The sequence below is a fragment of the Enterococcus sp. DIV0574 genome (assembly GCF_051711125.1).
Lineage (GTDB): Bacteria > Bacillota > Bacilli > Lactobacillales > Enterococcaceae > Enterococcus_D > Enterococcus_D gallinarum.
Genome location: NZ_JBIOMA010000001.1, coordinates 1,871,633 through 1,888,643, shown reverse-complemented (window position 1 = coordinate 1,888,643; position 17,011 = coordinate 1,871,633). Strand labels below are relative to the sequence as shown.

12 protein-coding genes are annotated in these 17,011 nt (G+C 42.0%); 8 read left to right on the top strand and 4 right to left on the bottom strand.

The window, feature by feature from the left end; genetic code table 11:
• Positions 1–82: 82 nt before the first annotated feature.
• The 3 genes from IGJ45_RS09180 to IGJ45_RS09170 are packed head-to-tail and all read right to left on the bottom strand — an operon-like array spanning position 83 to position 3,676.
• Positions 83–1,987 (bottom strand): PTS fructose transporter subunit IIABC, encoded by a 1,905-nt coding sequence (locus IGJ45_RS09180; RefSeq protein WP_103299792.1) that lies wholly within the window; start codon positions 1,985–1,987, stop codon positions 83–85.
• 22 nt (positions 1,988–2,009) lie between these two features.
• Positions 2,010–2,924, bottom strand: coding sequence for a 1-phosphofructokinase (gene pfkB, locus IGJ45_RS09175; RefSeq protein ID WP_003126439.1), 915 nt, complete (start codon positions 2,922–2,924; stop codon positions 2,010–2,012).
• Complete coding sequence (locus IGJ45_RS09170; RefSeq protein ID WP_003126440.1) at positions 2,921–3,676, bottom strand: DeoR/GlpR family DNA-binding transcription regulator; 756 nt, start codon at positions 3,674–3,676, stop codon at positions 2,921–2,923. Before IGJ45_RS09170 ends, pfkB begins: the two co-directional genes overlap by 4 nt.
• A 203-nt stretch (positions 3,677–3,879) precedes the next feature.
• On the opposite strand from IGJ45_RS09170, the gene IGJ45_RS09165 reads away from it, so the two are divergent.
• Positions 3,880–5,346 carry an alpha-amylase gene (locus IGJ45_RS09165; RefSeq protein ID WP_081132025.1) on the top strand — a complete coding sequence of 489 codons (1,467 nt, stop codon included), beginning with the start codon at positions 3,880–3,882 and terminating at the stop codon, positions 5,344–5,346.
• Between the two features lie 174 nt (positions 5,347–5,520).
• Here IGJ45_RS09165 and IGJ45_RS09160 read toward each other — a convergent pair whose 3' ends face one another.
• Positions 5,521–7,068: a ClC family H(+)/Cl(-) exchange transporter gene (locus IGJ45_RS09160; RefSeq protein ID WP_409531775.1), complete on the bottom strand. Its 1,548-nt coding sequence runs from the start codon at positions 7,066–7,068 to the stop codon at positions 5,521–5,523.
• Positions 7,069–7,235: 167 nt separating this feature from the next.
• On the opposite strand from IGJ45_RS09160, the gene pcrA reads away from it, so the two are divergent.
• From pcrA to IGJ45_RS09125, 7 genes are all read left to right on the top strand, one after another.
• Entirely contained in the window at positions 7,236–9,476 is a 2,241-nt protein-coding gene (gene pcrA / locus IGJ45_RS09155) for a DNA helicase PcrA (protein WP_021149781.1), read from the top strand.
• Between the two features lie 12 nt (positions 9,477–9,488).
• Entirely contained in the window at positions 9,489–11,519 is a 2,031-nt protein-coding gene (gene ligA / locus IGJ45_RS09150) for an NAD-dependent DNA ligase LigA (RefSeq protein WP_103299797.1), read from the top strand.
• Positions 11,509–12,606, top strand: coding sequence for a CamS family sex pheromone protein (locus tag IGJ45_RS09145; RefSeq protein WP_103299798.1), 1,098 nt, complete (start codon positions 11,509–11,511; stop codon positions 12,604–12,606). The genes ligA and IGJ45_RS09145 overlap by 11 nt, the downstream gene beginning before the upstream one ends.
• 105 nt (positions 12,607–12,711) lie before the next feature.
• Positions 12,712–13,017: an Asp-tRNA(Asn)/Glu-tRNA(Gln) amidotransferase subunit GatC gene (gatC, locus tag IGJ45_RS09140; RefSeq protein WP_003126448.1), complete on the top strand. Its 306-nt coding sequence runs from the start codon at positions 12,712–12,714 to the stop codon at positions 13,015–13,017.
• Entirely contained in the window at positions 13,017–14,489 is a 1,473-nt protein-coding gene (gene gatA / locus IGJ45_RS09135) for an Asp-tRNA(Asn)/Glu-tRNA(Gln) amidotransferase subunit GatA (protein ID WP_081132026.1), read from the top strand. Before gatC ends, gatA begins: the two co-directional genes overlap by 1 nt.
• A complete protein-coding gene (gatB, locus tag IGJ45_RS09130) occupies positions 14,486–15,916 on the top strand; it encodes an Asp-tRNA(Asn)/Glu-tRNA(Gln) amidotransferase subunit GatB (RefSeq protein ID WP_003126451.1) in 1,431 nt (476 codons plus the stop codon). The genes gatA and gatB overlap by 4 nt, the downstream gene beginning before the upstream one ends.
• 10 nt (positions 15,917–15,926) lie before the next feature.
• Entirely contained in the window at positions 15,927–16,961 is a 1,035-nt protein-coding gene (locus tag IGJ45_RS09125) for a diacylglycerol kinase (RefSeq protein WP_003126452.1), read from the top strand.
• Positions 16,962–17,011: the final 50 nt, after the last annotated feature.

Sequence of the window (17,011 nt, the reverse complement as noted above, 5' to 3'; positions counted from 1 at the left end):
CGCAAAAAAATCTCCAGTGTGTTTCAAACACACTGGAGATTTTTTTTGCATAGGAGACGCTAGTTGTTTCACACAACACGTATTAAGCGGTAGTTACTTCTTTTTTTAACAAACCGAAGATGATTCCTGAAACAATCGCACCAATTAATATGAACAATAGGAATAATAATGGTTTTGATAGTAAAAGGACCACAAAGATCCCGCCGTGAGGAGCCATCAATTGAATATTGAATGCACCGACTAGGGCACCAGTTAAAGCAGAACCAATCACGAAACTTGGAATGGCCCGAAGAGGATCAGCTGCTGCAAAAGGAATCGCACCTTCAGTAACAAAAGATAAGCCCATCACGATATTCGTCAAACCTGCTTCTTTTTGATCTTTAGTGAATTTATTTTTGAATAAAACTGTTGCGATAAAGATCGCCAATGGCGGCACCATTCCACCAGCCATGACTGAGGCCATTACGACACTACCACCTTCGGCAACCGTTGTGGCAAGTGTTGCTGTACCGAACACATAGGCAGCTTTGTTGATTGGACCACCTAGATCGGCTGCCATCATAGCTGCTAACAGAGCACCTAGTAAAGCGGCATTTGTTCCACTCAATCCTGTTAAGAAGCTGTTTAAGCCGTCATTGATCGCTTTCATTGGGACATTGATCATTAGCATGAGGAACCCAGTAATCAACAAACCAAAAACAGGGTAAAAGAGAATCGTTTTGATTCCGTCTAATGACTTAGGTAAACCTTTGAAAAGATTGCGCAAGAATTTGATGACATATCCTGCTAAAAATCCACCAATCAATGCACCAAGGAATCCTGCGCCACCACTGTTTGCCAATGCGCCAGCAGCAAAACCAACGATCAAACCTGGGCGATCACTGATACTCGATGCAATAAATCCAGCCAAGACAGGTAACATGAATCCGAAAGCGGCATTACCGATTTGATTGAACCAAGCAGCTTGTTGATTATAACTACCTAATTGATTTAAAGCGTCTTGCGGTACACCCATGAATTGATCGACCATAAAGGAAATAGCGATCATGATTCCGCCTGCAATAACGAATGGCAACATATGGGAAACACCATTCATCAAATCTTTATAGATTCGTTGACCAAACGTACCATCAGCAGAAGATTCTTCTGCAACTGTTTGTCCGCTACTGTGAAAGACAGGAGCATCACCGCTTAAAGCTTCATTGATCAGTTGTTCCGTCTTACGAATCCCGTCACTAACAGGACGATTCACTAGATGTTTGCCGTTGAAACGATCCATCTCGACCTTTTTATCAGCAGCGACAATGACGCCAGCTGCTCGCGCAATGTCCTCTTCTGTTAATCGATTTTTAATGCCTTCCGAACCATTCGTTTCAACTTTGATTTCTACGCCTAGTTCTTTGGCTTTTTTCTTTAATGCATCTTCAGCCATGTAAGTATGAGCAATACCTGTTGGACAGGCTGTAACAGCAACGATATAAGGGCGATCACTCACTGACTCTGTAGTTGTGACATCTGTCTGTTCTTCTTTTTGTACTTCTGCTTCAGCAAATAGTTGTTGGACTGCATCCGCAGTTGGTGCTTTCTTTAATTTCTCAACAAATTCTGGATCAATCAACAAGCGGGAAAGAGCAGCTAAGGCTTGTAAATGGGTATCATTAGCCCCTTCAGGAGCAGCAATCATGAAGAAGAGGTAAGTAGGTTGACCATCCAGTGCCTCATAATCCACACCGGTTTTACTTTTAGCAAATAAAACAGTCGCTTCATTGACTGCTTGATTTTTCGCATGAGGCATTGCGATACCGTCGCCAAGACCGGTTGATGTTTGGGCTTCGCGAGCCAAGATCCCTTCTTTGTAGACAGCAATATCTGAAATGCGGCCAACTTCATAAAGTTTGGCAACCATTTCGTCAATCGCACCTTTTTTATCCGTTGCTTGAAGGTCCATGATCATGGCATCTTTTAAGAGTAAATCGTTGATTTTCATTGTTTATCCTCCTTATGTTAAGTCAAAGTATCTTTTCAATAACAACTTCTGGCAATAATTCTTGAATAAATGCTGATGTGGCTAAATCATCTGAAAAAGCAGTGGCGCTGCCGCAAGCAACTCCCCATTTAAAGGCTTCCAGTGCATTTTTTGTTGCTGTATATTGTCCGATAAAGCCAGCAATCATTGAGTCGCCAGCTCCAACCGAGTTTTTCAGTGAACGCTTCAGAACATTCGAGCGGTAGATTTCGTTTCCAGTAAAGAAAATGGCTCCATCTCCGCCAAGGGAGACAATGACATTCTTGGCGCCATCAGCGATTAATTTTTGTCCATAAGGTAAAATATCTTCGAAGGAGTGGAATGTCGTTTGATACAATTCCGCTAATTCATGATTGTTGGGTTTGATCAGCAACGGTTGGTCGGGTAATGCTGCGAACAACTCTGGACCCGTTGTGTCAATGACGAACTCGGCTCCAGCTTCTTTGACGATGGCGATCAACTCTTGATAGTAGTCAGCCGTCAGTCCATTCGGTTTGCTACCAGAAAAAATGACGATATCTTCCTTGGTAAGAGAAGACAGTTTGTCTTTCAATTGCTGACTTTCATCCTTTGAGATTGTTGGCCCTAATCCATTGATTTCAGTTTCTTCGCCAGATTTTAATTTAATATTGATCCTTGTATCGGCAGCAACTTGTGTGAAATCGGTCGTGATTCTTTCATTGATCAGCCAATCTTCAATGAAACGTCCAGTGAATCCGCCAATAAATCCAAGTGCAGTGGAAGGGATCTGGATCCGCTGTAAAATACGAGAAACATTGATGCCTTTGCCGCCAGGAAGTTTAAAGTCTTGCTTCATTCGATTAAGTTCGCCCAATTGTAATGCTTCGACGTGGACAATATAGTCAATTGATGGGTTGAGTGTGACAGTATAAATCATTCGGATACCTCCATAATAGTTGTTTGTGTTCGAAATTTAGCCGCATAGTTTTTCGGACAGAAGTCTGTGATAATCTCTGCGTCTTCAATGGCAGCAACTTGAGCAAAAGTAGTTTGTTGAAATTTAGAATGGTCCAGTAATACATAAGCTTTTTGACTATTTTCAATCGCGATTTTTTTGATCATTGCTTCTTCAGGATCTGGAGTCGTAAAGCCTGCGTCTACATGAGCACCATTCATTCCAATAAAACAGCGATTGAAGCGCAGTTTTCGCAATTGCTCACTGGCACCGCTCCCCAAGACAGCGTTCGTACTGATTTTGATCGTTCCTCCTAAAATCAATGTCTCGATTCCTTGATCGATCAGTAATGCCGCATGTTTGACAGAGTTGGTTACAACCTTCACATTTGAGATCGATGACAAGAAAGGGATCATTTCTAAAGTTGTGGTTCCAGCATCCAAGTAAATGACCTCATCCTTTTTGATCAGTGAGACGGCATATTGGGCGATTTTTTGTTTCTCTACTTGGAACTTTTGCGTTTTTTCTTTCATATTGGGTTCAAATCCAAGGTGCTGGATCTTTTTGGCACCTCCATGGATTCGGACCAAAACTCCCTGTGCTTCAAGTTCTTGTAAATCGCGACGGATAGTGGACTCAGATGCTTGTAATTGATGGATCAATTCGCTGACTTTCACGATATCCGTTTCTTCTAAAAGGGCTAAAATCCTTTGATGACGCTCTTCTGTAAGCATTTACATCACCTCTTCAATTGTTATGATAGCACATAAAACAGTCATAATCAATCACAATCGGTTAAAAACAGTCAAAATGTAAGGGTAATACATTCTTAAACGGTCAAAAACGGTCGGCAAATCATTCAGAAAAGAATCGAAATGGGTTAATGTTTGACAAGAATGGCTATTCTTTGGCTTAATTATTTTAAGGGGGGAATTATATGAAGAATGAAGTGATATTGCAAGGCTTCGAATGGGACTTGCCTGCAGACAGTCAACATTGGAATAGATTGAAAGAAATGAGTAGTGAGCTTAAAGATTATGGATTTACAGCGGTATGGTTGCCTCCTGCATATAAAGGTACAGCGGGCGTCGAAGATGTTGGCTATGGTGTTTACGACTACTACGATCTTGGAGAATTTGATCAAAAGGGATCAATACCGACCAAGTACGGAACCAAAGATGAATATCTTGAAGCAATCAAAGCGTTGCAAGATCAGGGGTTGGAGGTTTACGCAGATATTGTATTCAATCATTTGATAGGAGCCGATGAAAAAGAAACGGCACCAGCGGTCAAATACAGTTGGGACAATCGCAACAAGCCGATAAGTGATGAAGAAGAGATCGAAGCTTGGACGAAGTTCACTTTCCCTGGAAGAAAAGGGAAATACAATGACTATGTCTGGACTTGGAAAAATTTTTCTGGCGTTGATTATGATGACCGAACCAACGATCATGCCTTGTTTAACTTTGCCCAAAAAGGGTGGGAAGATCAAGTGGATGATGAGATGGGCAACTATGATTATCTAATGGGCTGTGATTTGGATATGGAGAATCCAGAAACTATCGAACAGCTGGATAAATGGGGCAAATGGTATCAAGAGTTAACGAATGTGGATGGCTATCGCCTAGATGCTGTCAAACATATTGAGTTTAATTATTATGTTAATTGGCTTTTGAATCGCCGGGAAGAAAAAGGCAAAGATTTATTTGTGGTGGGAGAATATTGGTCGGGTGATCTGCCGAAACTAGAAGAGTATCTCGATTCTTCCGGAAATCTGATCCATCTGTTCGATGTGCCACTGCATTACAATTTCTATGAAGCATCTCATTCGAATGGTGCGTACGATATGAGTCAAATCTTTGCAGGTACATTGACTGCTTCTCGAGAAGACTACGCTGTGACTTTTGTCGATAACCATGATACGCAAGTCGGTCAGAGTTTACAGTCATGGGTAGATGGCTGGTTTAAAGTGCATGCCTATGCGTTGATCTTGTTGCGAAAAGCTGGAGTACCAGTTGTTTTCTGGGGGGATCTATTCGGTATTCCTGAACAAGGTATTGAACCAGTTGGAGAAGATTTAGAAAATCTCCTGAAATTGCGTGAAAAAATCTCCTTTGGCAATCAAGTTGATTATTTCGATGACCCAAATTGTATCGGTTGGGTACTGACAGGAGATTATGAGCACGAACTGTCTGGCTTGGCCGTGGTCATGACGAATGCCCAAGGTGCTGAGAAAGAAATGACCATCAGCGCCATTCATGGTGGTGAAACTTACGTAGATATTTTGAAAAATAATGAAGCAAAAGTTGTCTTAGACGAAACAGGTAAAGGAATTTTCCCAGTCAATGACGGTCAAGTTTCCGTTTATGTGGATGAACGTTTGGTGGAAAAATACTATAGCTGATTTCAGAAGCTGATTTTAGAAAGAACCGTTTGGCAATATTATACGACAGCGATTGTATGGCAATGAAAGAAGGAGCAAAACTGCAGAACATGTTCTGCAGCTTTGCTCCTTCGATTTTTTTCTGATCGATAAATAAAGACAGGAGGATGTTGACGGCAATTTGGCAGCCAATGTTTAAGTCAGAGGACCATCAGCTAAATAGCTGATTTTTTTCTTCACTTCCGAAACACTATTCGAATCCGTTAAGATCAAAAGGGCATCACCAACTTTCATGATCGTATCTCCGCGGGTCAAAATTTCGTTTTCGCCACGACGAATGGAAATCAGCAACATGTTTTCTGGCCAAGGAAAGTCTCGAACGGCCATCCCATCAAATGAACTTTCTGCGGTTACCGGATACTCGATCACTGTTTTCGTTCCTCGGATATTCACAGCGGGTTCTTTATGCATCTTTTCAAGGAGAGACTCATAAATAGGATGACCACCAAGACCATCGACCACGATATAAGCTACTAAACTAACTAGTCCTAACGGCATTAGGTGATTGATTGATCCAACCATCTCTGTTACTAAAATAATAGCAGTTAAAGGAGCCTTACCGATCGCTGTAAAATAACCAGCCATTGCTACGATCACGAAATTCTTGATATAAATAGGATCCAGACCGATCGACTGTGCCAAAAAGGTACCAAAGATCGCACCAATCAGCGCACCTAATGTTAAGATAGGTAGGAAAATCCCCCCAGGCAGTCCAGCTCCATATGAAATCATGGAAAAACAGTAACGCAAAATCAGCAACATGACCAAAAACAACAGTGGAGCCCCGGTTTCTCCTAAAGTCAAGATAATTTGATTCCCGCCGCCTAAATAGTCTGGTAAAAATAGACCGATTGGAATAATCAGCACAAAAGGAATCAATCCATACCAGTCAGAGGATATGGGTAGTTTTCCATACCATTTAGGCAAAGACAGCAATGTCCACTGGTAAAATCGTCCTAAGATCCCTAGTAAGATACCTAAGATGACTAAAGCACCGTAATATTTCAAAGGCAAGTCATTGATCTTTCCTTGGTAAAGGACAGGTTTCAATCCAAAAAAATTTAAAGAGACAAAGTTAGCAGTAATCACTGAAGCAAAAGATGTCAGCCATACAAGAGGTGAAAAGGAATGATGGATCTCTTCTAAAATGAACAGCAAACCGGCAATCGGTGCATTGAAAGCCGCCGACAATCCTGCACTGGCACCACTGGAAATCAATATTTTTTCTTCTGACTTTGGGGCTTTGAAGAACTGACTTAAACCTTGTCCGACAGCAGCACCTAGTTGAATCGAAGGACCTTCCCGCCCCAAAAAAAGACCCGATCCGACGGATAAAATGCCCCCGATAAACTTTTTCCAAAGGACAGAGAACCAATTATAATCGATCTCGCCACTTAACTTCCCTTCAACTTGAGGAATACCGCTGCCTTTGATTTGAGGTTCTGATTTTACTAAAAGGATCACAATAATTGCAGTGATGATAGAGAGAATTACCCACAGTATGATCTGATCTGGATAATCAGCAAGGTGTCGATAGACAGCAGCAACTTTTTCGCCTATCCATTCAATCGCAAGGCGAAACAAACTAACCACGATCCCCACAAATGCTCCTACCAAGATTCCTTTGCCTATAAAGGCCAGGCGGGTTGTATCTAAATAATGGATTTCATGTTTCTTCATCAAACTCCTCACTTTCCTTATTTAATTTAGCCCTTTTTTGAATAGATAACAAGGAATTTTTTTGAAGGACAAAAAAGAAAAATTTAGCAACTTTTCAAGGCGTTCGGTTTTCCCAACAATCGGATAATGCTATAATTGAATGGATTGAGAAAGAAAGGATGGTTAAAACCATGTCATCCAAAAATGAATTACTTGCGAATATGAATCCCCGGCAAAAAGAGGCCGTGATGCATACAGAAGGACCTCTGTTGTTAATGGCCGGAGCCGGTAGTGGCAAAACGCGGGTCTTAACCCATCGGATTGCTTATTTGATTGAAGAAAAAAATGTCAATCCTTGGAATATTCTAGCCATTACTTTTACGAATAAGGCGGCTAGAGAAATGAAAGAACGGGTGAATCAGCTTCTTGGATCTGGGGGAGAAGATGTTTGGGTCTCTACGTTTCACTCGATGTGTGTCCGGATTTTACGAAGAGATGTTGATCAGATCGGCTACTCTAGAAACTTTACGATCATTGATACCTCTGAACAAAACACTTTGATGAAACGAGTCTTAAAAGAGTTAAATATTGATCCAAAAAAATATGACCCGCGTTCCATTTTAGGAGCGATCTCCAATGCCAAAAATGAATTGTTGACTCCGGCAGATTATGAAAATCAACAAGGGAGCTTGTTTGAACAGATCGTAGGCCGCTGTTATGCGCTGTATCAAAAGGAATTACGAAATAATCAATGTATGGATTTTGATGATCTGATCATGAATACCATTCGCTTGTTTAAGGAAAATGAAGATGCACTGCAGTTTTATCAACGAAAATTTCACTATATCCATGTGGATGAATACCAAGATACGAATCATGCCCAATATACGCTTGTTAATTTATTAGCGGACCGCTTCAAAAATCTTTGTGTCGTGGGAGATGCGGATCAAAGTATCTATGGCTGGCGGGGTGCCAATATGCAAAATATTTTGGACTTCGAAAAAGATTATCCGGATGCAGCAGTGATTTTGTTGGAACAAAATTACCGCTCAACTCAGACGATTTTGAACGCTGCGAATCAAGTCATCAAAAACAACCGCAACCGTCCAGACAAAAATTTGTGGACTGAAAATAGAGCCGGTGAAAAAATCACTTACTATCGCGGGGATAGTGAACGAGATGAAGCTCGTTTTATAGTCAGTGAGATGCAAAAACAAATTGCAGATAAAGGACGTAAATTCGGCGATTTTGCTGTTTTGTATCGGACCAATGCTCAATCCCGGGTGATTGAAGAAATGCTATTAAAAGCAAACGTGCCTTATACAATGGTGGGCGGACGCAAATTCTATGATCGGAAAGAAATCCGTGATATCTTGGCTTATCTTTCGGCCATTGCTAACCCAAGCGATTCTCTAAGCCTAGAACGGATCATTAATGTGCCTAAACGTGGTATCGGGGCGACTTCTGTCGAAAAACTTCGTGAGTTTGCTTCGCTTCATGAATGGTCCTTGTTAGAAGCTGCGATGAATGTCGATTTAGCCAATATCTCAGGCAAGGCCGGCAAAGAACTTGGTAGCTTCGGCATGATGATGGACCAGTTTGCCCAAATGATTCCTTATCTGTCAGTGACAGAACTGACGAAAGAAATTTTGGATAAAACAGGTTACAAACAAGATTTGATCAATCAGAACAATCTGGAATCACAATCCCGGCTGGAGAACTTGGAAGAGTTCTTAACAGTGACCCAAGAATTTGACAAACGCTTTGAGGCACAAAATGAAGATGATGCCGATGCGCCAGAAGAAAAATTGACTGTCTTCCTCAATGACCTCGCTTTACTTTCCGATGTTGATTCCTATGAAGAAGAAAGCAGTCAAGTGACATTAATGACATTGCATGCGGCAAAAGGATTGGAATTTCCTGTGGTCTTTTTGATTGGGCTAGAAGAGAACATCTTCCCGTTATCTCGAGCATTGATGGAAGAAAGCGAACTGGAAGAAGAACGTCGTTTGGCTTATGTGGGGATTACTCGTGCAGAAGAAGAGCTATTCTTGACAAACGCATTTTCTCGTACATTGTATGGACGCACTCAATACAATCGTCCTTCTCGGTTTGTGGAAGAGATTGAACAAGATCTTCTGCAGTCACTGGGAGAAAGAACTCAGCCGAAAGGGGCAGCTGCTTCCTTTCAGCCTAAAGTTTTCAAACCAACGTATACCCAACCTCGTCAGTCCACTGTTTCGTCGAGACAAACCACGACTGCAGCCGGCAATCAATGGCAAGTGGGGGAAAAAGTCAACCATAAAAAATGGGGTGTCGGCACGATCGTTCGGACCACAGGGGCCGCCCAGGATCTAGAATTAGATGTCGCTTTTCCCCAACAAGGAGTAAAACGGCTGCTTGCAGCATTTGCTCCGATCGAAAAACTATAAGGAGGAATCGAAATGGCTGTGCCATCAACTGAAGTTCAACAACGAGCGGAAGAATTAAGAACCACTTTGAATCAATATGCCTATGAGTATTATGTGAAGGATCAGCCGTCTGTCGAAGATTACGTCTATGATCGACTTTATAAAGAACTTGTTCAATTAGAAACGGATTACCCGCAGCTGGTCACAGAAGATTCTCCTACTCAGCGAGTGGGTGGAATCGTTCTGCCTGGATTTGAAAAGGTCATCCATGATATTCCTCTGTACAGTTTGAATGATGTGTTTGATAAAGAAGAAATCATCGCTTTTGATGCGCGAGTCCAAAAAGCGCTAGGTCGTGCCGTTGATTATGTCTGTGAATTGAAGATCGATGGGCTATCAATCTCTTTGAAATATGAGAATGGACGGTTTGTGCGTGGTGCAACACGGGGTGACGGAACAGTCGGCGAGAATATTACGGAAAACTTGAAGACAGTCAAGTCAATTCCATTAAAATTGAAAGAACCTGTTTCATTAGAAGTCCGAGGCGAATGTTACATGCCTAAAGCTTCTTTCATCCGTTTGAATCAAGTACGGGAAGAAGAGGGCTTAGAGGTATTTGCCAATCCTCGAAATGCCGCAGCAGGAAGCTTGCGGCAACTGGATACACGGATTGCTGCCAGCCGTAATTTGAGCACATTCTTATATACTCTGGCAGATTTCGGTCCTATCGAGGCACACGATCAATTCTCAGCGCTTGATGAATTAGACAGTTTGGGTTTCCGGACAAATCATGAACGGCGTTTGTGCCGAACGATCGATGAAGTTTGGGCGTATATCGAAGAATTTCACGAAAAACGCAGTGAGCTGCCTTATGAAATCGATGGCGTTGTCATCAAAGTCAATGACTTCTCCGATCAAGATACACTAGGATTTACGGTTAAAGCTCCTCGGTGGGCGGCAGCTTATAAATTTCCACCCGAAGAAGCAGAAACGACCATTGAAGATATTGAATGGACAGTTGGACGCACAGGTGTTGTGACACCAACAGCGGTCATGACGCCGGTTCGAGTAGCTGGTACAACAGTAAGTCGTGCCAGCCTGCATAATGTCGATTATATTCGCGCCAAAGATATTCGCTTGAATGACTCTGTGATTATCTATAAAGCAGGAGACATCATTCCAGAAGTTGCCAACGTATTGACGGATAAGCGGTCAAAAGCCAGTGAGCCCTATCCGATTCCTACCCATTGTCCCATTTGCGACAGTGAATTGGTCCATTTAGATGAAGAGGTGGCACTGCGCTGCATTAATCCGAAGTGTCCTGCACAAATGAAAGAAGGATTGAGTCATTTTGTTTCCCGAAATGCTATGAATATTGAAGGGTTAGGCCCACGAGTTCTTGAACAAATGTATGAAAAGCACTTAGTTGCTGATGTTGCAGACCTATATTATTTGACGGAAGAACAATTGTTGACATTAGACAAAATCAAAGAAAAATCGGCAAACAATATTTTGTCAGCAATCGAAGCCAGTAAAGAAAATTCCGTTGAGCGTTTGATATTTGGCTTAGGGATTCGCCATGTCGGATCTAAAGCAGCAAGAATTCTTGCGGAACATTATCGCAATCTGCGTAATCTAAGCAAAGCGGATGAGTCGGAGATCGTTTCTTTAGAAACGATTGGGCAAACCATCGCGGATAGTGTTGTCACTTATTTCAACAACGAAGAAGTCCATGATCTTTTAGATGAGTTGGAGAAAGCAGGGGTCAATTTTGATTACCTTGGTTTAAAAAATGAGGAGCTCTCGGCTATTGACTCACCCTTTAAAGGTAAGACAGTTGTCTTAACAGGAAAGTTGACTCATTTCACTCGGGAAGAAGCAAAGGAAAGAATTGAGAACCTTGGCGGCAAAGTGACGGGAAGTGTCTCAAAGAAAACAGATATCGTCGTAGCGGGAGAAGAGGCTGGTAGTAAATTGACGAAAGCGCAAAGCTTGGGCATTACAGTTTGGGAAGAGAATCAAATGGTGGCAGCGATTGAAGGGAGCCATAACCATGAAGATTAAACACTTCTTGATCGTCGCGATGTCGTTAAGCTTTTTGTCAGGTTGCGGCAATCTCAACAAAGGAATCACGAATATCAACGAAGGTGAAGAGACGGCCAGCGGTAATATTACCACTGGCCGTGTCGATAATTCAGTCTATCAGGCAGTCATGACAGACGGCAAGTACCAACCGAGTGCTGCTAGAGGATTGAATGCAGAGCAAATGAACAGCGGGTTCAATCAAACCAATTTTGAGAATGGCTTGCTGAGGCTGTCCAAGCAGACTTTTTCTGTCGATACGTGCTACTTTCAAGAAGGTCAAAAAATTCCTGCTGATACGATCAAGAATTGGCTGAAACGTGTCTCTGATGATAACCCGCAAGGTCTTAACCCTGCCGGTTCAGATCAGCCGCTTATTTTTCAACAATTGATGGAGCAAGATTTTATTAAAGAAGACGGCAAAACATTGGCAGGTATTAGTTTAGGCTTTGCCTTTAATACCGTCTACTATGGCAGCGACGAGACCATTTCTATCTCTCGTGATGAGTGGATGGCAAACGCGCGGAAGACAGTCAATGCTGTTTTGACACAAGTAAGAAAAATCAAAGGGTTGGAGACTATACCTATCGTGATCGGTTTATTCGAACAAGCTGCTAAAGATGATATCGCCGGAGGCAATTATGTTTATCAAGCAGTCAGCCAAGATGGAGGAACAACTATCGATCAGTATGAGAAAGTAGCAGAGGCCCACATTATTTTACCTGTAGCTGCGGGGGTCACCAATGCTGCCACCGATGATGGTTTGGATAATAAGTTCAAAACATTTCGTGATGCTGTCATTAGTTTCTTTCCTGACTTGAGTGGTGTGACCGGCAATGCGTATTACGTAGATGATCAACTCCAAAAACTTGTTTTGAAAGTCGAGTCGAATTATTACAGTAAAACCGAGATCACCAGTTTTGTTCAGTATAGCGCAAAGCAAGTCGAATCTGTCTTCAAAGGAGTTCCTGGCGAGATCGAAGTCCAAGTTGGCTCTCTAGGGAAACAGCAAGCTTTTATTGCCCGTAAAGATGGGGCAGAAAAAATCGAGACCTACATTTTCAATTAAGTATGATAATTTTCAAAATGTATTTCATGATTTGCTGGAAAAGTGATACAATACATTGGAAAAACGTAAACGTATTTTTATGGATGCGAGAAAGAGGAGGATTTTATGGCGATAAGCGAAGAACAAGTCAAACACGTTGCCAAGCTAGCAAAATTATCATTCTCAGATGATGAATTACATGAGTTTACCTCTCAGCTAGGAAAAATTATTGATATGGTAGAAACCTTAGAGGAAGTAGACACAGAAGGTGTGCCATTTACATCAAACGTTGCTGAAACAATCAATGTGATGCGTGAAGATATCGCAGCAGAAGGCTGGAACCGACAAGAATTGATGCGTAATGTGCCGGAATCAGAAGATGGTTTCATTAAAGTACCAGCAATTATTGATAATGGGGAGGCCGGTGCGTAATGACAGAATTAGTAAGTAAAAGTTTGGAAGAGCTCCATGGCATGCTTGTTGCCAAAGAAATTTCAGCTGTCGATTTGACAGCAGAGACATTCGAGCAAATCAAAGCGACTGAACCAAAAGTGGATTCTTTTATTACATTGAACGAGTCAAACGCGATGGCATTAGCCAAAGCAATTGATGAGAAGGGTATTTCTGAAAGCAATGTTTTGGCAGGGATTCCGATTGGGATCAAAGACAATATCGTGACCAAAGACTTACTGACTACAGCTGCATCTAAGATCTTGGCTAACTTTGAACCAATATATGATGCAACTGTGATGGAAAAAGTCTACCAAGCAGACATGATACCAGTCGGTAAATTGAACATGGATGAATTTGCCATGGGAGCAAGTACGGAAACTTCTTACTTCAAAAAAACAAAGAATGCGTGGGATCATACTAAAGTTCCTGGCGGTTCTTCTGGTGGTTCTGCAGCTGCAGTAGCTGCTGGGCAAGTACCAGTCTCATTAGGGAGTGACACAGGTGGTTCGATCCGGCAGCCTGCTTCTTTCAATGGAATCGTAGGAATGAAACCAACATATGGTCGTGTTTCACGTTTTGGTCTGATTGCGTTTGCTTCTTCATTGGATCAAATCGGACCAATGACTCGTTCAGTAAAAGATAATGCACTGGCATTGTCTGCCATTAGTGGATTTGACGCCAAAGACAGCACTTCTGCTGGAGTAGCAGTACCAGATTTTGCTGCAGGGTTAACTGGCGATATCAAAGGTATGAAAGTTGCGCTGCCAAAAGAATATATGGGTGAGGGGATTCAACCTGGTGTCCGTGAAGCTGTGTTGAAAGCGGCAGAAACATTCCGAGCATTAGGAGCAACAGTCGAAGAAGTCAGCTTGCCTCATTCTAAATATGGCGTTTCCGTTTATTATATTATTGCCTCTTCTGAAGCAAGCTCTAACTTGCAACGTTTTGACGGAATCCGTTATGGCTACCGTTCAGAAAACGTAAAAAATCTAGACGATGTGTATGTCAATTCTCGTAGTGAAGGATTCGGAGAAGAAGTAAAACGCCGGATCATGTTAGGGACATTCTCATTAAGTGCTGGATATTATGATGCTTACTTCAAAAAGGCTGGACAAGTCCGTACATTGATCAAACAAGATTTTGACAAAGTATTTGCTGATTACGATTTGATTATTGGTCCTGCATCTCCAACCGTTGCTTTTGGTCTAGGTGAAAATATCAATGATCCAATCACAATGTACATGAATGATATCTTAACGATTCCAGTCAATTTGGCTGGATTGCCAGGTATGTCTGTACCAGCAGGATTTTCTGAAGGATTACCAGTCGGTTTGCAAATCATTGGTAAACATTTTGATGAAGCAACGATGTATCAAGCGGCTTATGCGTTTGAACAAGCAACTGATTTTCATACGAAAAAACCAGTGATTTTAGGAGGGAATAACGCATGAACTTCGAAACAGTCATTGGGCTTGAAGTCCACGTAGAATTAAAAACCAACTCAAAAATCTTTTCACCGGCGCCAGCACATTTTGGTGCCGAGCCAAATAGCAATACGAATGTGATTGACTGGGGTTATCCAGGGGTATTACCGGTGATGAATAAAGCCGCGTTAGAATTTGGGATGAAAGCAGCACTAGCGTTAAACTGTGAAATTTCCAAAGATACTCATTTCGACCGCAAAAACTATTTCTATCCGGATAATCCGAAAGCCTATCAAATTTCTCAATTTGATCAACCAATCGGTCATGATGGTTGGATCGAGATCGAAGTAGCAGGCAAAAAGAAAAAAATCCGTATTGAGCGGGTTCATCTTGAAGAAGATGCTGGGAAAAATATGCATGGCATCGGCGGCTATTCCTATGTGGATTTAAATCGTCAGGGCACGCCGTTGATCGAGATCGTTTCTGAAGCAGATATGCGCTCGCCAGAAGAAGCCTATGCTTATTTGGAAGCTTTGCGCTCTATCATCCAATTTACAGAAGTATCTGATGTGAAGATGGAAGAAGGATCCATGCGTTGTGATGCCAATATCTCTTTACGTCCTTATGGTCAAGAAGCTTTTGGTACCAAAACCGAATTGAAAAACCTAAACTCTATGTCCTTTGTCAAAAAAGGCTTGGCTTTCGAAGAAAAACGCCAAGCAAAAGTATTGCTTTCTGGCGGTGAGATCCAACAAGAAACACGTCGTTTTGATGAAACCACTAATAAGACAATCTTGATGCGGGTCAAAGAAGGATCATCTGATTACCGTTATTTCCCAGAACCAGATATTCCTAAATTTGTTATCGATGACGAATGGATCGAACGAGTACGGCAAACATTGCCAGAACTTCCACAAAAACGCCGCCAACGGTACATCAACGAACTTGGATTGCCAGAATACGACGCAATGGTCTTGACACTGACCAAAGAAATGTCCGACTTCTTTGAAGCAACCATCGATGCTGGGGCAGAACCAAAACAAGCATCAAACTGGTTGATGGGTGAAGTTTCGGCCTACTTGAACAGTGAAAAATTGGAATTAGAAGAAACCAAATTAACGCCGGATAATCTTGCAGGAATGATCCAACTGATTGCTGATGGAACGATCAGTTCTAAGATTGCGAAAAAAGTCTTTAAAGAATTGATCACCAATGGCGGCGATGCCAAAGAAGTTGTCAAAGCGAAAGGATTGATCCAACTATCCGATCCAGCACAACTTCTGCCAATGATCAATGAAGTCTTGGATAAGAATCAACAATCCGTTGATGACTTCAAGAACGGAAAAGACCGGGCAGTTGGGTTCTTAGTTGGTCAAATCATGAAAGCAACTAAAGGACAAGCGAACCCTGGCGTTGTGAACAAATTACTTCAAGAAGAATTAGCAAAACGATAAGAGGCGGAATATGAAAAGAGCCAGAGTCATTTATAATCCAACATCAGGAAAAGAACTGATTCGTAAACATCTTGCCGATATATTAGAAGTCTTAGAGAAAGCCGGTTATGAAGCCAGTGCTTTTGCGACGACTGCTCTCCCATTCTCTGCTCGCGATGAAGCGAGTAGGGCAGGGAGAGCCGGATTTGATCTGGTTGTTGCAGCCGGAGGCGACGGAACCATTAATGAGGTAGTTAATGGTATCGCTCCGCTAAAAAAGCGTCCCAAAATGGCGATCATCCCAGGCGGAACAACCAACGATTATGCTCGTGCATTGAAGATTCCTAGAAACGATGTGAAGGCTGCTGCAGAAGTCATTCTCAAGGAACAAACGATCAAAATGGATATTGGAAAAACTGATCGGGATTATTTTATCAATATCGCTGCAGGTGGACACCTGACTGAGTTGACCTATGATGTTCCTTCAGAGTTGAAGAGTGTGTTCGGTTATTTGGCATATCTTGCAAAAGGCGCAGAATTGTTGCCGCGAGTCAAACCAATCAAGATGCACTTTAAATATGACGATGGAGAATATATTGGCGGCGCTTCGATGTTCTTCCTAGGATTGACGAATTCAGTGGGAGGTTTTGAACAAATCGCCCCGGATGCGAAACTTGACGATGGGAAATTTTCGCTGATCATAGTGAAAACGGCAAATATTTTTGAGATTGTTCATCTGATTGCATTGATGATGAACGGTGGCAAACATATCAATGACCGACGCTTGATCTATACAAAAACGTCTCGTTTGGAAGTCGATGCGCCAGATGCAAAAGATCGTTTGATGATCAATTTAGATGGTGAATACGGCGGCGATGCCCCGATGATCTTTACCAACTTGCATAATCATATTGAATTTTTTGCTAACCTAGATCAAATTCCAGATGACGCAGTTGTTGGGGAATCTTACGAAGAACTTAGTCAGGGATTCATCAAAGAAGTCGAACGGTTATCAGATGAGGACATCAACGGTGATGGCTTTATCGGTGAAAAGCAGAAACAGTAGTAATCAAAAGAACATGAAGCGGTGCGCTTCCTGTTCTTTTTTTGAAAGGA